This is a genomic window from Mariprofundus ferrinatatus, assembly GCF_002795825.1.
Classification (GTDB): domain Bacteria; phylum Pseudomonadota; class Zetaproteobacteria; order Mariprofundales; family Mariprofundaceae; genus Mariprofundus; species Mariprofundus ferrinatatus.
In genome coordinates, this window is record NZ_CP018800.1 from 2,117,279 (window position 1) to 2,137,949 (window position 20,671).

The following is a 20,671-nucleotide window of genomic DNA, read 5'->3' on the forward strand; positions in this document are numbered from 1 at the left end:
GAAAATATATGATGCGCGCTTTATGGACTGCCGCCACAGGCATGTCGGCACAAAACCTTAACGTAGATGTGATTGCCAACAATCTTGCGAACGTCAACACGACCGGATTCAAGCGTGGGCGGGCAAATTTCCAGGACCTGATGTACCAGCAGATCAAGTCCCCTGGCGCCGATGCCAGCTCAGCTGGCACACAGGTTCCCACTGGTATTCAGGTGGGACTCGGTGTTAAAGCGGCGGGTGTGGAAAACATCTTCCTGGAAGGGAGCCTGAAACCCACCGGCAACCCCCTGGATTTTGCCATTGAAGGACGGGGGTTCTTCCAGATTCAGATGCCAGACGGCGAGCTTGCGTATACACGGGCAGGCGCTTTCAGCCTCGACAGCCAGGGTCAGATTGTTACATCCGACGGCAATATTCTACAGCCAGCCATCAACATCCCGGCCGATGCCGTATCCATCAGCGTGGGTGCGGATGGAACCGTTTCAGTGCTTCAGCCGGGTGGCGTCAGCTCAGTGCTGGGACAGATTCAGCTGGCTGATTTCAGCAATCCTGCAGGCCTTGAGCTGCTTGGAAGCTCCCTCTACAGGCCCAGTAACTCCTCCGGAGAGGCGATCCTCGGCACACCGGGCAGCAACGGCATTGGCAGCATCGGCCAGAACATGCTGGAGATGTCCAACGTCAACATCGTAGAGGAGATGGTAAACCTGATCGCAGGACAGCGCGCCTACGAAATGAATTCAAAGGCCATCAAGGCCTCTGATGAAATGCTGCATACAGCCAACAACATCCGGGCATAACCATGCTGCGTAACGCTCTGTCCGCCCTTTTTCTCCTGTTTATGCTTCCTGCGGTTGCAGGTGCCGGACCGGACAGTGCCATGCAGGACTCCATCAGGAACTATTTTGCCCAGGGGGTGTTTCTGAAAGGAGCCAGAGCAGAACTGGTTGAAGTTTTGCACTGGCCTGATGCGACAGGAGAGCTGCGCTGGCGCATGCCGGAGCACAAAAACCATCCCGACCGCATCTCCCTGATCGCAGAACAGGGGCACGGACAATCCCTGAAACGCTGGTATGTGCCGGTACGCCTGAACTGGTGGACGAAAACAGTTATCGCCAAAAAAGATCTGCCTGTACGCACCAGACTATCAGCAGAGATGCTCGATATCGCCCGCACCAATATTGCCGGTCACTCCGGTTCATGGTGGAATAAATATGAGGGCCTGACCGGCACAATGCTGACCCGCCCGCTGAAGGCTGGCGATGCCATCTACGCATCTTATGTGCGCCGCCCCAAGCTGATCAGCCGAGGCGATCAGGTCACCATGATTGCCAGCTACGGTGATCTCAAAGTGACCGCAGTCGGTAAGGCCCTGCGATCTGCCGGAATGGGAGACCGCGTATCGATACGAAACCTTAAAAGCAAACAGGTTGTTCAGGGCGTGGTCGTCAGCGCCTCCACAGTCCAAGTTATTACCGGAGAAACACTATGAAACTGATATGGATAATAGGATTGCTCGCGCTCCTTTCCGGCTGCATGCCTTCGGCAAGGTCTGTGACCACCGATGTCAATAAAGATAAAGTCGAAGCTGCGCTGCAGGCTCCCCTGCCCGACCCGTCAAAAACCGGATCCCTATGGACAGGAAGCAGCCCGCTGCTGTTTACCGATGCCAAGGCGCACAGTGTCGGCGACCTCGTCACCGTACTCGTGCTCGAGCAGGCATCCGCCACCCGCAACCTCGGCACCAAGAAGAGTAAGAAATCGAGCCGGAAAACCGATCTCAATGCTGCATTCGGTGTTCTCGATGGCATCAATGCCGTCATTGCCAAAAACAGGGCATTAACCCCTCTGGATCCGAAAATCGGTATGGACATCAGTGATGCATCAAGTTTCGATGGCAGCGGTTCAACAAACAACTCGGATACACTTACCGCAAGCGTCACCGCCGTGGTCACCAAGGTCTATCCGAATGGCAATCTGGAGATTACCGGCCGCAGGCAGGTCTCCATCAACCACCAGCCTCAGGCCCTTGTCTTTACAGGGATTATTCGCCCCAGCGACATCAGTTCAGACAACACCATCGCCTCCGCCAAGGTGGCCCAGGCCATGGTCAGCTATGGCAGTGGCGGCGAACTTGCTGAAGTGGCACATCAGGGATGGCTCGCGCGCACACTTAATGAAGTATGGCCGTTCTAAAGGAGTATGAGTATGCATCGGGACCATAACGACCAAGCGACAATCGCAGAAGCCGGCGGCAAACTGACCACTGCACTGTTCATGATTACAGCGCTGCTGGTTGGCTTCTTAGCATCCTCTACTGCATACGCAGAGCGCATTAAAGACCTGGCTACAGTACAGGGAGTGCGCAGCAATGAACTGATCGGCTACGGTCTTGTCGTTGGCCTGAATGGCACAGGCGACTCATCCAATTCATCCCCATACACCATCAGTAGTATCAACGCGATGCTGGAACGGTTTGGCATCAACGTCCGCTCAAAAATCGCCACGATGAAGCCGAAAAACATTGCCGCCGTGATGATCACGGCAACCCTGCCTCCGTTTGCAAGACCCGGGCAGAAACTGGATGTAACAGTTTCAAGCATGGGCGATTCAAAAAGCCTGCGCGGCGGCACACTACTTTTAACGCCGCTGCTGGCCGGAAACAATCAGGTTTACGCCGTTGCCCAGGGTGCACTCTCCGTGGGAGGCTTTACAGCTGGTGGCAATGCTTCATCAAAAACAGTGGGACACCCGACAGTTGGACGCATTCCAAACGGAGCTAATATCGAAAGGGCTGCTCCAACCACCATGCACTCCGGTCAGGAGAAGATTACACTGCAGCTGAACAATCCCGATTTCAGCACCATCAAACGTATGCGTGATGCCATCAACAGCAATTTTGGCACCGACATGGCCAGAACCATCGATGCAGGCACCATCGAAGTATGGAATCCCGAGGCTGATGCCATTGAACTGATTGCCCGGCTGGAACAGATTGAACTGACCACCGACCACCACGCTATCGTGGTAATGGATGAGCGAACCGGAACCATCGTCATGGGTCAGGAGGTTCGCATCGACACCGTAGCTGTAGCCCACGGCACGATCAGCGTCTCTGTAACCGAATCCCCGCAGGTTTCACAACCCAATGCATTTGCAGGTGGAGAGACCCAGACAGTTGACCGCACGGATGTTCAGGTCGATGAAGAGGAGGCCCAGCTTGTCGTGCTGCCACGACAGGTCTCGCTAAGCACACTGGTTGCCGCCTTGAACGCCGTCGGTGCCACCCCTAGCGATCTTATCGCTGTACTGCAGGCGATCAAAGCGGCAGGGGCACTGCATGCAGAGTTGAGGGTGATATGAGTGACATGACGCTCTCCTCCGCCAGACTGGCCATGGCTCAGAATGCCCTGCAGGAGCATCCGCAGGTCGGCAGTGCCAAGAAAGCTGGTCAACCGGCAGGTCACGAAAAAGACCCCGCGCTTTGGGAGGTCAGCCTGAAATTTGAAGCCATGCTGATGCAGCAGATGATGTCAGCCATGCGCAAGACGGTACCGCAGGATGGCGTCTTATCAGCCGGCTTCGCCAATGACATCTACACTTCCATGTTTGATCAGGCCATTACAGAGACCAGCAGTAAAAGTGGCAGCATGGGGATTGCTGAAAACATCTATCGGCAGATGAGCAGCAACCAGACTAATGCAAACCCAACATCTGCCGATAGAGATACAGGTAACATGCCTGCCAGGCCAGAGGAGTAAGCGGATATGGTGCGGATTGATAAACCGACAGGGGTGAAAGCCCCGGCCTCCACAGGTTCAGCAAATAAAAAACGTGCATCCAAAGGCAGTTCAACCTCAAAGGGTGGACAGATTCATGTCGGCGATGCATCCGCATTGCGGGAAAAAGCGAAAGTGATGTTATCCGACATCTCCGACGTTCGCATGGAACGCATCGAGGAGATTCGTGATGCTCTGGAAAGTGGCAGCTATCAGGTGAATGAGAAAGAAATTGCCGTGCAGATTGTAACCAACGCCCTGGGAGAAAAGCCATGGTAATGCACCTCCAGACATCAGAAAGGCTGCAAGCTATTCTCAAGGAGATGGACGCCTGTATCGCTGCAATCGAGGAGATCATTCCACTGGAAAAGATCGCCATTGATCAACTCAATGGCGAAGCAATTCATCAGCTGACCGAAAACAGGAGAGCACTCTGGCAGGAGCTTAATGACTGCAAATCTCAGTGCCAGCAGCTGTTCCAGCAGCACGATATGCCGCAGGAGAGTGACCTCAGCCAGCTTATTGATACCTGTCTGGCAGAGGATGCCACCGACCTTCACAAACAGCGTCAGGAACTGAATGTACGAATCATAAATATCAGCAGGGAGAATGAGCTTAACGCCATTCGCCTCAAGGCCGCAGTTCAGGCTATTTCCAGCACCCTGCAGGGCCTTGGCCTGCAGAAAGCAAAGACTACGTACAGCCAGGATGGTACGCTGTGATCGTCCGGACTCTTCAGATCGCATCCAAAAGCCTGACAACGCAACAGCAGGCCATGGATACGGTTTCGCAGAATATTGCGAACGTCAATACGGCAGGTTATTCGCGCCAGTCGGCCAACCTTACAACCTCCCAGCCCGACCGTATTGGACTGCATAACTTCGGAAACGGCGTTGAACTGGCGAGCATTTCCCGATCCATGGATCCTCTGGTGGCCAATGCCCAGATTTCTAACAGCACTCAGTCAGCCTATGCCAATACGATAAGGGATGGATTGACCAGTGTTGAAGCTACATTCGGTAATCTTGGAGCCCCGGGCTTAACCTCCTCTCTCGACGCATTCTTTACGGCCCAACAGCTGCTTACCAACTCACCTGACGACCCGATCACCCGCACTGATATGGTCGCCAAAGCCACCGACTTTACCAACCTGGCTTCCAGCATGCAGCAGCAGCTGGTCTCAAGGCAGCTGAGTGCCGATCAGGAAGTAGCCGTTCAGGTTGACACAGCCAATGCACTGCTTGATAAAATTGCTCAACTGAACACACAAATTATCCGCAATGAAGTGGGTGGACAGGTTTCAGGTGCCGCGAACGATCTGAGGGATCAGCGGGATCTTGCGGTCATGGAGCTGGCGGCAATTATTCCCGTCCAGAAGGTCGCCACCAAAAACGGCGGACTGATGTTACAGACACCAGGCGGTGATCTTCTTGTCCAGGATGGGCTGGTGCGCCAGCTGAAAACAGGACCGATTCCCGGCTCATCCTTTAACGAGGTGCAGTTTGCTGACACCGGACTGCCAGCAACAGGTATTGAAAGCGGGGGGAAAATTGGCGGTCTCGTCACCATCAGGGACACTCAAATTTCCAACTATATCGATGCACTCGATGGCATAGCACGGAACATTATATTCTCCGTCAATCAGCTGCATGCGAGCGGCACAGGCACAACTGCCGTAACCAGCTACACATCCGGCTTGGCCACTTCCAACTCTGCCGGAGCTGTAAATGCTGCTCCGGAGGTTCCATTTGCAGCCAACATTGTGGACGGGTCGTTCACTATACATGTTCTCGATGGCAACCCGCCAACCAACCCTGGTGGTACCGCCATCAACATTACTGCCGGCACTACCAGCCTGAATCAGATTGCCGCCGACATATCAGCCGTTGCAGGCGTCACAGCCTCTGTCAACGCAGCCGGTGCCCTGGTCATTGATGGCGGGGCCAACCGCATTGTATTTTCAAATGACAGCAGCAACTTCCTGGCCGCCTATGAAATTAACACCTTCTTCCAGGGTGGAGGCGCTGCCGACATCACTGTTGATGCTGCCATTTTGCGTGATCCAGGACGAATCGCTACCGCTACTGCAGACCCTGCAACTTCCGCTGTAGCAATCACGGATAATAGTGCTGCCATGGGAATGCTGGCCCTTCGCGACCAGGCCCTGAACGTGGATGGCGACACCCCTTTAAGCCTGACGCAACGCGCCGGCAATCTGGCGGGTCAGTTCGGCCTGGACATTGCCACGGCCACTCAGGATAGCGTTTTCCGCGAAGCTCAGGCGACCTCTCTTTCCGCCCAGCGCGAGGCAGTTTCCGGCGTGAATCTGGATGAGGAGATGATCAATATGATGATTTTTCAACGTAGTTATGAGGCTTCGGCCAAGGTGATCCAGACTGCCAACCAGATGCTTACTACACTGATGGGAATACTGCGATGAGAATTACATCACAAACGATCTATGACACACTCATGGCTGGCATCCGCAACCAGATGCAGACACAGCGAGAGGGCACTGAGCAGATTAGCTCAGGCAGACGTTTTTCCCGCCCGAGCCAGGATGGTGTTGCCTATAAGACATCACTGGACATTCGCCATGTTCAAAGCGGTATCGATTCAAGCCTTAGCGCTATCGGTGTGGCAAAGCTGCGGCTGGGCGTTAGTGAAAATGCCCTAGCGCAATTCACTCCAATCATGCAGAGAGCCCAAGTTCTTGCCGTTCAGCAAGCGAACTCAGGGCTTACTGCCAGCGAGCGCCAGACAGCTGCTGTGGAGGTCGCGGCACTGGAAAACCAGCTGATCTCTCTGGCAAACACTGCCTTTGAAGGCAAGGCATTGTTTGCCGGCACAGCTACGGACGTACAACCCATTCAGATAGATGGTCTTGGAAATGCCGTCTATCAGGGCAATACTCAGGATAGGAGTGTAGCCATTACGCCGTCAGAGAGTATCGTCAGCAATGTGCGGGCAGATCACACTGCATTCACTCAGGTGTTCTCATCCATCAAGGCACTTAAAGACGCCCTTACTGGCAACAATGTGCCTGGCATTCAGGCCTCTATCGACCTGCTATCCAGCGCCACCGCTGCAATGGTTGGCCTCAACGCGGAGGTTGGCGGTAAACTGAACTCCATTAATTTGCGCGAAGAGACGCTTCTTAGCATGAAAACACAGATGCAGATTAAGCTTAACCAGCATGAAAGCGTGGATATTGCAGAGGTGGCCACAAACCTGAAACAGTCAGAGGTATCCCTGCAGGCGGCCTATGCTGAAGTTTCCAACTTTAATAAACTGAGCCTGGTAAACTTCCTGAGATGATAGTCCTGCGCAGGACACTTGGGCAGGCAATTCATATAGGCGATGATATCCGAATTGTTGTAACTGAAACCGAAAAAAATGGTCGTGTTCATCTGGGCATAGAAGCACCAGATGAAATCAGTATTCACCGCCTGGAAATTTACGAGAAGATTCAGGCTGAAAACTTCGCAGCCATCAACGGCAACATCTTGGATTGGCTCAAGGAGATATCAAATGAAGAGTGAATTAAAAGGCTGGAAAGCGGAAATCGAAATTGATGACGCAAAAACACTCTGCTTCCCTAACGGCATGGTTGGTTTTCCAGAAGCCAAAAAGTATGTTGTTCTTAATTCGGGCCGTGGAGACATTGTCTGCTTCCAGTCTACGGAGCAGACGGAGGCCTCTTTTCTGATGACGCCATGGGATGAGGATCGCCTTGGCCCGACACCTTCTCTGTCACCGGATCAAAAGGCTGCGCTGAAATATTCCGACAAACATAATATTCTCTGGCTGCTGGTGTTAAACCCATTTGCTGACAAGGACTGGGTACTGGCCAACCTGAAAGCTCCTGTTGCTCTGAACCAGAATACAGGATTTGGTATGCAGTGCATTCAGGCGAATACAAATCTTGAGCTTCGCCACCAATGGATGCCACAGCCACCTAAGGCTGATGACAAGAAAGCGGCTTGATGCAGTCGGCAATACTATTAACTCAGGGGCGATAATTTATTTATGCTCATCCTCTCTCGCATGGCTGGTGAAACTATCATGATCGGCAATGATATTCGCATACAAGTCCTCTCCAATAAGAACGGCCAAGTACGCATTGGCATCAATGCTCCCAGAAGTATCTCCGTTAAACGTGAAGAGATAATTAATCACGAAAAAACTGAGATGCCGGATGACTTACCCGCAATCGAGACGCCTTCTTCATCTAAACAGGGTTCAGAACCGATCTAGCCCATCAAGTTTGGCATGGTCAATGCTTAGTAATAAATGATGAGTCCGCCAACTATAGCCCAACCGATTGCTCAAGAAGCGCATCTGCGTACAAACAACCGTATGCGCCCGGTTGCAAATGGCCAGGCAGATGCATTTCGTCAATCACTGAGAACCCATGTCAACAACCACGAAACCGACGAAGCGAACCTGAAGCGAATCATTCACAAGGCAGCGCAATTCAATGATCTTGATCCGGGATTGATAAGGGCTGTGATTCAGGCGCAGAGTAATTGTGATCCCAAAGCTGTATCTCCGGCAGGAGCACAGGGTTTAATGCAGCTGATGCCAGAAACAGCGGCCGAGCTCGGCATCAAGGATGCATTTGATCCGGAACAGAATGTTATGGGTGCCAGCCGCTATCTGAAAAGCCTCGTTGACCGGTACGATGGTGATATGGGTCGAGCCCTCAGGGCTTATACATGGGGCATGGGAAATGTGGATAGGAATCCGAATCCACCACCGCTGGAGGTTGAAAGGTTTGTGGCAAAGGTTTCCGCCGCCGCATCTCTGGAAATCGCAACTTCCACAGCTGTCCGGCCATCCACCAGTACCCTGTTGGCCGAGATGTCAGCTACTATCCAAATCAGGCCAGAACAACCATTTGGGATGGATGCGGTTCAATACAAAGCGAAGCGAAGTGGTGTGGATGGCATTATTCATCAGGCGGCCCAACACTATAACCTGAACCCAGATCTGATTGCTGCTGTTATCCATACCGAAAGTAATTTTGATAAAAATGCCGTGTCACACGCAGGAGCTCAGGGGCTGATGCAGTTGATGCCAGCTACGGCAGCGGAACTCGGCGTCACAAACCCTTATGATCCAGAGCAGAACATCATGGGTGCCAGTCGCTACCTGAAGGGGCTTGTTGACCGTTACGATGGTGACCTGCGCCTTGCTCTTGCCGCTTATAACTGGGGAATGGGGAACCTTGAACGCCAACCCGGCAGGCTACCTGCAGAGACATCAAACTACATTGCAAAGGTACTGGCCTTGATTCCGGCAGAGGTGGAATATGCCGTGACTACAGGTGAAATGACTCCTGCGGAGCAGATTTTGCAACAGGCGGGGCAAGAGGCAATATCCCCTGACAAAATAGCACCAACCATTGGGCAGGCGACACAGACTTATGCTCGCGACGCACTTCGGATAAAAACCAGCACCTGATTCTAAGGGGATGAAAGCGGATCTACTAACTGCGAATTGGCACTACGCTTGGTGGCAGGTCGGGGCTGTCAGCTCAAAATAGAGGCCACCTGACTGGAGGTGTTTAGTCTTTTGCTGGCGCCTTCAACAGCAGAAAGTTTTTCAGCTGTTTCTTTTAATCTATGCGACACAAGCCTCTGCAGCCGACGGTGCTGCTGATCAAGGTGTACCATGGCCTGCAGGGCAGTATTATCCATATCGTCTGCAGCAACCCCCGCTTTCAGCTGCATGAAGGTTTGCTCATATTCAGACTCAAGCGTTGACAGTTTCTGCCACTTATCTGCCCGTATAAAGCGCTGCATGCTTTCTATCAGGCGCAGGCAATGTGAAATATGATGATCAATCATTAATAGCCATTAACCTGTCTTGACTGGGAGGATGAATCACCGTCAGCCAGCCCCTGCCATCCTTCGCGAAGGGTGTTTGCAAGTGCCAACACCTCATCAATGGCTCCTGCAATATCACCGCCAGTACTAGCTTCCATTAGCCTTCGGTTCATATAGGCATAAAGACTGCCCAGGCTGCTAGCGATTGTTCCGCCATTTTCTGAATCTAGGCTTGTAATAAGCTCGACAAGTGCTTCTATTGCGCGAGAAAGGTGTTGTGCCTCAGCGACATAGTTTTTCTCCTTACCTGCGAACTTGGCAAGGTTCAGTGACTTGATCAAAACATCATAAGTCAAAAGCACTAACTCAAGTGGGCTGGCGCCCTCTACCTGAACACCGCGATATTTTTGATACCCTGTCATAGAATTCTCCTCTATCTCTGGTTCGCACTCATTGCAGTGATCTGCTGACTTAACCACGCTCCTGTGGCATTGGATTGAGACATAAACCGTTCCATCGCCAAGAACTGGCTCATAAGGCGCTCCCGCTCCTTGTCCAACTGCAAGGTAAGGCTGTCAATCTGTGATTGTAGACTGTCATATGTACTAACTGATGAATCAACACTCATCTGAGTTAGACCGGTAACAGGAAACGTATAAGCCTCCAGAGTGCTGCTCATTTGGGCTGCAAGCCCAAGGTTCACGGACATAGTACCAACAGCCCCTGTGGCTGTTCCGGAGTAGGCCAGCAATAAGCCATCAATATTTCCGCTGCTTCCGGTAAGTACCTGTCCATTTCCTGTGGCAGCAATGCCACCAATTGTTCCAGCTACATCCTGACCAGCATATGTCTGGTCAATAATGCCCAGGTTATTGGCGGACTGTGCAACCGTGAAGCTCTCCGCAGATCCATAATCATTGCTCTGCAGCTGCAGGAAGTTTCCGGAAGCGGAAGCGCTAAGCTGCATGGCATGACGCCCCTCCTGAACAACCGTATCAGCTCCGAATGCAAGGGATCCCCCGCCTTCATTGTTAGCGGTCATAGAGAGTGTAAGATTACTATCCCCAGACTGATTGTCAGTAATGGTGACCTGTCCTGATGCATTCAAACTGGCCGCAACATTCTGACCAAATTCCACCTGAATGGAGGCCAAAAGATCCGCAATAGTGTCAGTTGCCGGATCCGCAACAGTAAAAGTATAGTTAACTGCAGAGCCGAATCGGTTTGTGCCGCCAATAGTAATGGTGTCTCCCGCCACAATTCCAAGGCTGCCACCGGCGCCATCGGTCAAATCCTGCAACAGCGAAGCGCTGGTGGCAGGCGTACCAAGGCCGGTGACCAGAGCCGTGCTCATCTGGCGCTGCTCTGTATAGGTTGCAGTAAACTCAGCATTAAGAGCTGAAACAATACTACTCAAACTCTGACCATTGGTAAGGTTCACTACAGCCTGGCGAGCTGATCCATCTGTAATGGTCACCTGCTCGGCTCCGGCAAGTCCGCCCGAAAGGTCCGTTGTGCCAGTGACTGTCGCCTGCAGGGCAGCAGCTGTAATATTCACTGCATAGCTGCCAGCTACTGTGTTCGCTCCATATGTTAGGAATTCCAAGGCAGAATTGTTGCTCGTACCGCTTGCTGCGAAAAGATCCCGTACGGAGTTAGGATCTGTGCTCAGAAGGTTATCCAGTCTGGATGAATTGATGCCAAGATGTCCTTTGCTGTCCGGCTCTACGCCGATCATGGCCAGGCTATTTCTGTCGCTGGCCAGACCCGAAACAGTGCTAAGCAGGCTTCCAGCTAGCTGAGACTTGACCTGGCGTAATAAGGACTCATTGGCAAGGGGGCCGCTTGTCTTGGTATCAGGGTTGAAAGTCATTTGCGTATTGATGAAGTCCATGACCTCATTGTAGCTATCTACAACCGCTTGAACCTTCCCCTTCACCGCCGCCGTATCAACAGACGTATTCACTGTGATGGTTGTAGCTGGGTCGGCACTTTTCAAATCAAGCGTATAGCCGGCAAGGGCATCACTGATCGAGTTGCTTTCACGGCTAATTGTAAGGTTGTCCACATCGATAGAGGCATCAGCCGCAGCCTGCAGGGTTTGCCTTGCATTACCCTGGGCAGCAGCACCAAGCTGCAGGTTGGCAAGACCTCCAGCCGCATCCAGATCTGTACCGGCAAGATTTACCACACCATTGGTCAAGCCGGTATCATCGGCGGCCAGAATCAGACGGAAATCACTGGCTCCAACCTTGAGAATGCTTGCGCTCACGCCAGTGGCATCACTGCCCGTATTCAACTGGTTGATTTTATCCCTTATGTCTCGAAGTGAGTCCGTACTTGCCACATTGATGGTTTTTGCACTCGCGGATTTACCCTGAATGGTAAAAGTGCCAGCTGTATAGCCTAGCCCAGCCGTATCACTGGTAATAGCAGTGCCTGTAGAGTCTTTGACGGCTGAGCTTGAGCCCAGTTTCTCAGCGGCAGCCAGCTGATTTACCTTAATGGTGTGACTGCCCGCTGCAGCGCTTGATGAAGGTGTTACAGTCAGTAGTGAATCTGCACTGGTAGCGGTATTGCTTCCAAGCGTTGACTGGTTTACCAGAAAATTAGCTTGGTTAGCCAGTTCGAGAAACTTGGAACGCAGTGATGAGAGTGATGAGTCCAATTGACTAATGAGCCTCTGCTTGATCAACTCATCAGCCTGCTTGTCTTGCAAGAGGGTTACCTTTCTACCCTCAATCTTCATTAGCTGATCGACAATGTTTGCCGAGTCAATGCCTGACGATAATCCTGATATGCTACTGCTACTCACCATTTTGAAAGCTCCTAGGCATTCCTATCAAGGATCATGCCAATCATCTCACTCATGGCGGCCTGCTGCTCAATGAGCTTCTTGGGCGGTATTTCCCGCACGACTTCGCCTGTTGCGTTATCCTTGATCTGCACATAGAGCCTGTTCAAACGCTCTTCATAACCAAAGCTCAACCGCTCGCTTGAAGCTGCTGTTAATCTGGCATTCGCTTGCGCAACAGCCTCCTTAACAGCCTCACTATCAACAGGTGCGTCTTGCTTCTGTACCGTTTTATCCAAATCTTTCGAATTGCTTACAACAAGGGGCTTTTGCTGCGCCGCTGTCCCTATGGCACTAGAAGTAGCTGTTGATGAAGCAATATTATTAATATTGATTGCACTCATAACAATTTACCTCCTTTTGGGTTTTGAAAGAAAAGAGGCCGGCAAAGGTTTTCGCCTCAACCGGCCTCTCCTTCTACTCATGGATCAAGCTGATTGATTACCTGAACAGTGAAAGAACGTTCTGCGAAGACTGGTTGGCCTGAGCCAGCATCGATGTGCCGGCCTGCACCAGAACCTGAGACTTCGTGAAGTCAGCCATCTCCTTCGCCATGTCGGCATCCTTGATGGTTGAGATCGAGGCACTTACCTGCTCCATCTGAGTCGCCAGATTAGCACTTACGTAGCTCAACTGGTTCACAGCAGCACCAAACGAAGCACGGTCTGTAGTCAGGCCGTCCAGTGCAGTATTGAGGGTGTCAATAGCTGTAGCTGCACCCGATGCAGTAGTGAGGTCAATAGCAGCAATACCCAGGCCGGTTGTGGCTGTGGTAAAGTCTGCACTGAAATCAACCGCCACCTGGTCATTAGCACTGTTTGCAGCGCCAACCTGGAAGGTGGTAGTTGAAGCCCCGGAACCGTCGAGCAGCTTGGTACCGTTGTAGTTAACACCGTTGGCGATTTTGTCGATCTGACCAAGAAGGTTAGCGGCCTCGCCAGCCAGCTTGGTGCGCTCATTTGCACCGTTGTTCGCACTTGCAGCCTGAGTTGCCAGAACCTGCAAACGACGAACCATGTTCTCAATCTCATTTACACCAGATTCAGCAGTTTTCACCATGGCGGTTGCCTGAAGTGAATTCTGAGAAGCTGCTTCCAGTTTACCCTTCTCGCCCTGAAGCTTGGCTGAAATCGCATAACCTGCTGCATCGTCTGATGCAGAGTTAATCCGGAAGCCCGAAGACAGGCGCTCCAGTGACTTGTTCATGTTTGACGAGTTGATGTTCATGTTCTTCAGGGCTGAAATGGAACCCATATTGGTTTGTACGGACATTGGCATAATATTCTCTCCTTAGTATGTATAATAGGTTACGTAAACGACATCATGCCCTGTTACGTTCGAGCCTCTGAGCTCTTCCGGGAAGATTCTTTCCTCCGGTACAGATATCTATCGCCAGAGAAATCTCCAACTTTAAATTTTTTCAGAAATTTCTGGCAGCTTGTATCGCGATACTTTTTGGGGTTATGGAGTAACCTGATACTTTATTGCAAATGCAGGCTTACCATTGGACGCTGCCTGCAGGAAACGCTTGGCACTTCTCTTGTCACCTTCAGCTGTGTGAAGGTTTGGTCATATTCGTACTATAGCGTTGATAGCTTCTGCCTCTTTCCTTGCCGTATAAGTCGACACATGCTCTTTATCAGAAGCAGGCAGCGTGAAAAGTGTTGATTATCTTTTAGCCATTAACCTGTCTTCGCTGGGGGGCTGAATTGGCGTCGGCTAGGCCCTGCCACCCTTCCCGCAGGGTGTTTGCCAATGACAGCACCTCATCAATGGCAGCGGCTGTGTCACCGGCGCTACCTTCCAGGATTCTGCGGCTCATATAGGTGTAGAGGCTGCCCAGACTGGCTGCTATTGCGCCTCCATTCTCCATGTCGAGGCTGGTGACAAGCTCAACCAGCGCTGCAATCGCACGTGAAAGCTGGTCCGCCTCTGCTGCTTTATTGTTCTCTTTCCCTGCCAGTTTGGCCAGACTCAGGGATTTAATCATAACATCATAAGTCAAAAGAATAAGCTCCAGAGGGCTTGCCCCTTCTACCTGTACTCCGCGATATTGCTTATAGCCTGTCATGATAGTCTCCTCTTATTCCTGATTTGAAGGCGCTACTTTTCTTTGTTGTCCTGAGCATGAACCTGCCATCAAGCCAGACATTCTTCTTGAGCTATCCATGCTTTCTCTTAAACACTCTTGTCAAGGATCATGCCAATCATCTCACTCATGGCGGCCTGCTGCTCAATGAGCTTCTTGGGCGGTATTTCCCGCACGACTTCGCCTGTTGCGTTATCCTTGATCTGCACATAGAGCCTGTTCAAACGCTCTTCATAACCAAAGCTCAACCGCTCGCTTGAAGCTGCTGTTAATCTGGCATTCGCTTGCGCAACAGCCTCCTTAACAGCCTCACTATCAACAGGTGCGTCTTGCTTCTGTACCGTTTTATCCAAATCTTTCGAATTGCTTACAACAAGGGGCTTTTGCTGCGCCGCTGTCCCTATGGCACTAGAAGTAGCTGTTGATGAAGCAATATTATTAATATTGATTGCACTCATAACAATTTACCTCCTTTTGGGTTTTGAAAGAAAAGAGGCCGGCAAAGGTTTTCGCCTCAACCGGCCTCTCCTTCTACTCATGGATCAAGCTGATTGATTACCTGAACAGTGAAAGAACGTTCTGCGAAGACTGGTTGGCCTGAGCCAGCATCGATGTGCCGGCCTGCACCAGAACCTGAGACTTCGTGAAGTCAGCCATCTCCTTCGCCATGTCGGCATCCTTGATGGTTGAGATCGAGGCACTTACCTGCTCCATCTGAGTCGCCAGATTAGCACTTACGTAGCTCAACTGGTTCACAGCAGCACCAAACGAAGCACGGTCTGTAGTCAGGCCGTCCAGTGCAGTATTGAGGGTGTCAATAGCTGTAGCTGCACCCGATGCAGTAGTGAGGTCAATAGCAGCAATACCCAGGCCGGTTGTGGCTGTGGTAAAGTCTGCACTGAAATCAACCGCCACCTGGTCATTAGCACTGTTTGCAGCGCCAACCTGGAAGGTGGTAGTTGAAGCCCCGGAACCGTCGAGCAGCTTGGTACCGTTGTAGTTAACACCGTTGGCGATTTTGTCGATCTGACCAAGAAGGTTAGCGGCCTCGCCAGCCAGCTTGGTGCGCTCATTTGCACCGTTGTTCGCACTTGCAGCCTGAGTTGCCAGAACCTGCAAACGACGAACCATGTTCTCAATCTCATTTACACCAGATTCAGCAGTTTTCACCATGGCGGTTGCCTGAAGTGAATTCTGAGAAGCTGCTTCCAGCTTACCCTTCTCGCCCTGAAGCTTGGCTGAAATCGCATAACCTGCTGCATCGTCTGATGCAGAGTTAATCCGGAAGCCCGAAGACAGGCGCTCCAGTGACTTGTTCATGTTTGACGAGTTGATGTTCATGTTCTTCAGGGCTGAGATTGAACCCATGTTGGTTTGTACGGACATTGCCATAATATTCTCTCCTTAGTGTTTCTTATATATTTTTCGTAACGACATCATGCCCTGTTACGTTCGAGCCTTGGCTCTTCCGGGAAGGTTCTTTCTCCCGGCACAAATATCTATCGCCAGAGAAATTTTTAACTTTAATTTTTTATGGATTCCTGTGGCAACTTGTATCGTGATGCTTATTGATAGAGCTATGAGGACAGCCTGGTGCTTTAGTGCATATTCAAATGGTAGCCACTGATCGGCAAGGGCACTCCGGCTTCAGTAGCCAATGCCACAAAGGGTGGCCCTTCTCTTGCTTTGTGTTTTCGCAACAGTGCCTAAGGGATTGGGCTGACTGCCACCTGTGGGAGATATACACATGACCAAAACCAACTCATTGTCCGCACTGAAGCTGACGAAAAAAATTCGCAAATACATGGAGAGTGGTGACATCAACAATGCAGAACTGGTCTGTGATAATGCACTCCCCAAAAACAAAGAAGACCCTGACTTTCTATTCCAAGTTGGATACGTGTACTATGTTCGCAAGCGTTATAGCGAAGCTGCAGAGGCTCTCAGAAAAGTTCTACAAGTGCGGCCTCGGGATCCTAGTGCGCGCCTGACATTGTGGGGCGTCTATAGAGATGCAGAGGATTTCGATCAGATGCTAACACTTGCCCATGAGTTTGCCCGTGCTCCCCTGAGTGCCGATGAACTGCTTCTGGCTTTCAGGAGCTATCTTGCTGTCTTAGATTGGAAGCGTGCGGAAAAAATACAAGCCCAGGTCATCGAGCTTCTTCATCATGGTAAAATGACCCCCACGCTAGCTTCAGCCGTGTTCATTGAATTATGCACTATCCCAAGTCTATCGTCAGAAATAGTATATAATATCCATAGGAACTGGGGAGACAACCTGGTTGGAAGCGTGCAGCCGTTCTACACCTCTAACACCCCTGCACCTTCAGTCAACGAACGCTTAAAAATTGCATACGTATCAGCTGATTTTAATGCACATCCTGTTGGCATGTTTATGCATCAGCTCATTCGCCTGCACGACAAAACAAAGTTTGAGGTCTATTGCTACGCCCATATAGAAAAAGAAGATTCAATGACTAGATATTTCCGTACACATGCTGAGCATTTCATCGATATCACAGACCTAAACGATGGGCAATTGGCAAAGCATATTCATACTGACGGAGTCCATATTCTTATTGATCTAGGTGGGTTCACGAGCAACTCGAGGGTGGGTTCCCTGGCTTACAAACCGGCCCCGGTACAGATCTCCTACCTTGGTTATCCAAATACAACTGGCCTGCCGACAGTTGACTATCGTATTACAGACAGATTTGCAGAGTGTGATGAGGGAACACGATATGTGGAAAAACTTCTCTACATGCCACAAAGCTTTCTCTGCTACAGCGCACAACTGGCTCCACCACCAGCCAATGGTGCTCCTGTTGAACGTAATGGTTTTATTACCTTCGGTTCTCTAAATCATTTAAGAAAATTGACACCTCAGACCATTGAGGCTTGGAGCAGAATCCTGAACCGTGTTCCCGGTTCAAAGTTCGTAATGAAAGCAAGAAGTGTCGAGTCCGGAGGTGCTATCATCCTGGACAATATCTTGCGTGAGTTCGCGAGCCACGGCATTGAAGCGGAACGCATTTTGTTCCTTCCATATGTGGATAGCCACAAGGAACACATGCTACAGTACAATGAGATCGACATTGTACTTGATACCTTCCCCTACAACGGCACGACGACCACCTGCGACTCCCTGATTATGGGCGCACCTGTTGTAACAATCATCGGCAAAACACATGCACAGCGCGTCTCCTACTCTATTCTGAAAAACATCGGCTATGAGGAGACGATTACCGACAGTGTAGACTCCTATGTTGAAAAGGCCGTACAGTTAGCGGGGCAACCGGAAAATCTTTCCATGCTGAGGAAAGTTTTACCTGCCCTGTTCAAGCACTCCAGCCTTCATCAGCCGGATCAGTTTACCCGGCAGATGGAAGACCTTTTTCTACAGGCCTGGCAGGAGAAAATGGGGGAGGCGGCCTTTACGAAGGCGGTCGCAGCCACCATGAACGATGATATTTCTATCATGGTGCCTCAGGACCTTAACGAGATAACAACGTATGTACTATCTGAGCAGGGTGATTGGTATGAAGATGAATTGCGCTTTTTGCGCCTGATCACCAAGCCGGGTATGCGAGTACTGGACTTAAGTCCGGAGTATGGCTGTTTCTGCTTAAGCCTGGCGAAACAGGTAGGGGAAGCAGGCAAAGTACTGGCGCTGCAGAGCGATGCCAGTAAGCGTAAACTCCTGGAAGAGAGCACAAGACTAAATGAATTTGATTGGCTGCAAATCGAAAGCGGCAACAACATGTCTGCCGTCTTGCAGGGCGGCATCGATATCATCATTCACCCATCAGGTGGGGTCGATTCTATATCTCACAAGCTGGATATCCCGGCTGACAGCTCTCCGGTTGTGATGCTCCATGGCATCGACAAGGGGGGCATTAACACCTCCCTTATCATGCATATGCAACAACTTGGATATATTCCCTATCGCCTGCTGCCAGGGTTGAACACTCTAATAGCTATAACGGAGGATTATTCACCTGGGTCGTGGCATCAACAGCTGTTTTTCTGTAAGCCGGAGAGAGCTGATGCGCTTGCCTCGGAAGGGTTCCTGATCCAACAGGAGCTGGAATCAATTGAGTTGCCTGATGACCAGTCATACTGGATCAACGCCATCGAACACCGCCCTTTCGCCGACGGGCTATTACCTCGCTGGATAGAGCAGGTTAAGGCGCAACAGGTTTCTAAAGAGTGGGAGTTGGTGCAAGCCGCATTATGCGCCTACGCCATGGCAAACCAAAGTGATACCACGACAGAGCAACGCTATGCCTTTCTGTCAGCATCCCTGAACATTCTGCTGAATACGGAAGGGCTCCTATCCAACACGGCACGTTTATCCACCGTTGTACGTATTGCCTCTGAACTAGGAAATTATAATGCCGCCAAGCAGGCATCAGAGATGGTCGCAGAAGGCATAAAAACCCTCCAAGAATTCACGGCCAGTGAGCCTTTCCTGCCAATGTCGAAGAAACACGACAGTGAGACTGTGCACAACAACCTTGCCGAATGGATGCTGGCCCAAGCACTCGCGCAAGCAGAGTTGTTAATAAACCCAACATCGTTCTCTTCGAGCCTCGAACACCTGACTCAGCTTAATGCTGAGCTTTCCAATCTAGGGCTCCCGAACGAAGAGTTAAAATATAGAGAGAAACTTCTGGCCGCCAAGAATGCGGGTGAGTTCAAAAGCTTTGAGACCCTGAGAGCACCGAGGTTTTCCATTATCATTCCTACTAGGGAACGCCACGACACGTTGCAGTCAGCGATTGAGAGTGCGTTGAATCAGCAGGAGTTCGATGATTATGAGATCATCGTCATGGACAACCTCAGTTCAGAGGATACCTATAATGTAGTTTCCTCCTTCAGCGATGATAAAATCAAGTACTTCCGCTCATCGGAAAGGTTACCGATGAATGAGAACTGGGAGCTAGGATTTAGTCATAGCCAAGGCGAATATGTATTTTTTCTCGGCGACGATGATGCCATCATGCCGGATGCTCTCGTCATTGCAGATGCATTAATCAGAAAATATCAAAGTGACATTGTGACATGGAGAAAAGCAGTCTATTGGTGGTCTAACTCTATCGTCCCCTTCCAGCGGGGAAGGCTTCACGCCTCTCTGAGAGAGAAAAGCATCAGCCTGATGAACTCTAGGGAGATGCTAAAGAAGTACTGTGCTCACAAAATTGTCTATGATGACCTCCCTGGCCTCTACAACTCTTTCGTACATCGAAAGATAATTGACAAGATAAAATCGATGCATGGGCGCTATTTTATAACCCAGAACCCAGATGCATCCTCAGCAATTCTAAATGCATATTTTTCAGACCAATACTGCTACACCGATAGAGCCCTATCTCTATCTGGCAACTCCAAAAACAGTGCTGGGTCTAGCTATATGTGGTCGCATTTGCTGAATAAAGACCAAAAAGAAAAATTAACGCAATGGAATGCAGAACTTCCCCAGCAGATAGAGTTTACGCAAAATGGCTGCAAACGAACCATCGACTATGGAAAATTCTGTAAAGAACAGATAACAGACTCAACAATGCTGCCTGTGCTAATGGCGAGAGAATTGCTTGTGAATAAAGAAATATTCTTTCCAGATGACGCAGAGATCAACTTCGATCCCCCTGCCCTTTTGAATGCCATGGCTGGGAGCATAAATATAAATCCTCATAGATATGAACAAACTCTCACGGAGATAAAGGAACTAGCAAAAATTCATAGCCTAAGCATCGACTTCTCTAAGATTCCAGAAAAGATTGCTTTCGATCACGCTCCACTTCAGGGGTTCAACCCCAATTCAATGATGATAAGTATCAACTGTGCTCAGTGCGGCATTGAGACCGCTGCACATGCAGCCAAAGCATTGCAAAGCATCTGGACCGATTGGCATGCTTGGCTTGCAGAAATCAATCGATAACCCTAGATAAGTGGCGACAAGAAAGTACTGGGCGAGTGCAAAGGCTCTGAAAAGAGCATAAATTTGCAGCAAGCTGGAGTAAGCGTAAACGCATGCGATAAAATCCAACACTGCACACAAGATACTTTATGGCGCATTAACTTCGCCGAGGACAGGCAGAAGAACGAATACAGGCTT

The 20,671-nt window shown here is 50.6% G+C and carries 22 protein-coding genes; 14 read left to right on the forward strand and 8 right to left on the reverse strand.

The window, feature by feature from the left end; all coding sequences use genetic code 11:
* The first annotated feature begins 8 nt into the window (after positions 1 to 8).
* From flgG to Ga0123462_RS10465, 13 genes are all read left to right on the forward strand, one after another.
* Positions 9 to 797 (forward strand): flagellar basal-body rod protein FlgG, encoded by a 789-nt coding sequence (gene flgG / locus Ga0123462_RS10405; RefSeq protein ID WP_100266237.1) that lies wholly within the window; start codon positions 9 to 11, stop codon positions 795 to 797.
* A gap of 2 nt (positions 798 to 799) precedes the next feature.
* Positions 800 to 1,489: a flagellar basal body P-ring formation chaperone FlgA gene (gene flgA, locus Ga0123462_RS10410; RefSeq protein ID WP_100266238.1), complete on the forward strand. Its 690-nt coding sequence runs from the start codon at positions 800 to 802 to the stop codon at positions 1,487 to 1,489.
* A complete protein-coding gene (locus Ga0123462_RS10415; protein WP_198507340.1) occupies positions 1,486 to 2,193 on the forward strand; it encodes a flagellar basal body L-ring protein FlgH in 708 nt (235 codons plus the stop codon). The genes flgA and Ga0123462_RS10415 overlap by 4 nt, the downstream gene beginning before the upstream one ends.
* Positions 2,194 to 2,274: 81 nt before the next feature.
* A complete protein-coding gene (locus Ga0123462_RS10420; protein ID WP_100266594.1) occupies positions 2,275 to 3,360 on the forward strand; it encodes a flagellar basal body P-ring protein FlgI in 1,086 nt (361 codons plus the stop codon).
* Complete coding sequence (locus Ga0123462_RS10425; RefSeq protein ID WP_100266239.1) at positions 3,357 to 3,758, forward strand: rod-binding protein; 402 nt, start codon at positions 3,357 to 3,359, stop codon at positions 3,756 to 3,758. Before Ga0123462_RS10420 ends, Ga0123462_RS10425 begins: the two co-directional genes overlap by 4 nt.
* Before the next feature lie 6 nt (positions 3,759 to 3,764).
* A complete protein-coding gene (gene flgM / locus Ga0123462_RS10430) occupies positions 3,765 to 4,055 on the forward strand; it encodes a flagellar biosynthesis anti-sigma factor FlgM (protein ID WP_100266240.1) in 291 nt (96 codons plus the stop codon).
* Positions 4,049 to 4,498 carry a flagellar export chaperone FlgN gene (flgN, locus tag Ga0123462_RS10435; RefSeq protein ID WP_100266241.1) on the forward strand — a complete coding sequence of 150 codons (450 nt, stop codon included), beginning with the start codon at positions 4,049 to 4,051 and terminating at the stop codon, positions 4,496 to 4,498. The genes flgM and flgN overlap by 7 nt, the downstream gene beginning before the upstream one ends.
* Entirely contained in the window at positions 4,495 to 6,216 is a 1,722-nt protein-coding gene (flgK, locus tag Ga0123462_RS10440; protein ID WP_100266242.1) for a flagellar hook-associated protein FlgK, read from the forward strand. The genes flgN and flgK overlap by 4 nt, the downstream gene beginning before the upstream one ends.
* Positions 6,213 to 7,094, forward strand: coding sequence for a flagellar hook-associated protein FlgL (flgL, locus tag Ga0123462_RS10445; RefSeq protein ID WP_100266243.1), 882 nt, complete (start codon positions 6,213 to 6,215; stop codon positions 7,092 to 7,094). The genes flgK and flgL overlap by 4 nt, the downstream gene beginning before the upstream one ends.
* Positions 7,091 to 7,318, forward strand: coding sequence for a carbon storage regulator (locus Ga0123462_RS10450; RefSeq protein ID WP_100266244.1), 228 nt, complete (start codon positions 7,091 to 7,093; stop codon positions 7,316 to 7,318). The genes flgL and Ga0123462_RS10450 overlap by 4 nt, the downstream gene beginning before the upstream one ends.
* The gene (gene fliW, locus Ga0123462_RS10455; protein WP_100266245.1) at positions 7,308 to 7,763 is read left to right on the forward strand and encodes a flagellar assembly protein FliW; all 456 of its coding nucleotides are present in this window, start codon (positions 7,308 to 7,310) and stop codon (positions 7,761 to 7,763) included. Before Ga0123462_RS10450 ends, fliW begins: the two co-directional genes overlap by 11 nt.
* Before the next feature lie 42 nt (positions 7,764 to 7,805).
* Complete coding sequence (gene csrA, locus Ga0123462_RS10460; protein WP_100266246.1) at positions 7,806 to 8,033, forward strand: carbon storage regulator CsrA; 228 nt, start codon at positions 7,806 to 7,808, stop codon at positions 8,031 to 8,033.
* Positions 8,034 to 8,135: 102 nt separating this feature from the next.
* A complete protein-coding gene (locus Ga0123462_RS10465) occupies positions 8,136 to 9,242 on the forward strand; it encodes a transglycosylase SLT domain-containing protein (RefSeq protein WP_232726447.1) in 1,107 nt (368 codons plus the stop codon).
* Positions 9,243 to 9,310: 68 nt separating this feature from the next.
* Here the strand turns inward: Ga0123462_RS10465 and fliT are convergent, their stop codons facing one another.
* From fliT to Ga0123462_RS10505, 8 genes are all read right to left on the reverse strand, one after another.
* On the reverse strand, positions 9,311 to 9,628 hold the full coding sequence (fliT, locus tag Ga0123462_RS10470) for a flagellar protein FliT (protein WP_100266247.1): 318 nt from the start codon (positions 9,626 to 9,628) through the stop codon (positions 9,311 to 9,313).
* Entirely contained in the window at positions 9,628 to 10,029 is a 402-nt protein-coding gene (gene fliS, locus Ga0123462_RS10475; RefSeq protein ID WP_100266248.1) for a flagellar export chaperone FliS, read from the reverse strand. The genes fliT and fliS (Ga0123462_RS10475) overlap by 1 nt, the downstream gene beginning before the upstream one ends.
* A gap of 11 nt (positions 10,030 to 10,040) precedes the next feature.
* A complete protein-coding gene (gene fliD, locus Ga0123462_RS10480; RefSeq protein ID WP_100266249.1) occupies positions 10,041 to 12,425 on the reverse strand; it encodes a flagellar filament capping protein FliD in 2,385 nt (794 codons plus the stop codon).
* 11 nt (positions 12,426 to 12,436) lie between these two features.
* A complete protein-coding gene (locus tag Ga0123462_RS10485; protein ID WP_100266250.1) occupies positions 12,437 to 12,805 on the reverse strand; it encodes a flagellar protein FlaG in 369 nt (122 codons plus the stop codon).
* A 97-nt stretch (positions 12,806 to 12,902) separates the two neighbouring features.
* Positions 12,903 to 13,739 carry a flagellin gene (locus Ga0123462_RS10490; RefSeq protein WP_100266251.1) on the reverse strand — a complete coding sequence of 279 codons (837 nt, stop codon included), beginning with the start codon at positions 13,737 to 13,739 and terminating at the stop codon, positions 12,903 to 12,905.
* A 397-nt stretch (positions 13,740 to 14,136) separates the two neighbouring features.
* A complete protein-coding gene (gene fliS, locus Ga0123462_RS10495; RefSeq protein WP_100266252.1) occupies positions 14,137 to 14,532 on the reverse strand; it encodes a flagellar export chaperone FliS in 396 nt (131 codons plus the stop codon).
* A 107-nt stretch (positions 14,533 to 14,639) separates the two neighbouring features.
* Entirely contained in the window at positions 14,640 to 15,008 is a 369-nt protein-coding gene (locus Ga0123462_RS10500; protein ID WP_100266253.1) for a flagellar protein FlaG, read from the reverse strand.
* A 97-nt stretch (positions 15,009 to 15,105) separates the two neighbouring features.
* Positions 15,106 to 15,942: a flagellin gene (locus Ga0123462_RS10505; protein WP_100266254.1), complete on the reverse strand. Its 837-nt coding sequence runs from the start codon at positions 15,940 to 15,942 to the stop codon at positions 15,106 to 15,108.
* Between the two features lie 355 nt (positions 15,943 to 16,297).
* On the opposite strand from Ga0123462_RS10505, the gene Ga0123462_RS10510 reads away from it, so the two are divergent.
* On the forward strand, positions 16,298 to 20,494 hold the full coding sequence (locus Ga0123462_RS10510; RefSeq protein WP_100266255.1) for an O-linked N-acetylglucosamine transferase family protein: 4,197 nt from the start codon (positions 16,298 to 16,300) through the stop codon (positions 20,492 to 20,494).
* The last annotated feature ends 177 nt before the right edge of the window (positions 20,495 to 20,671 follow it).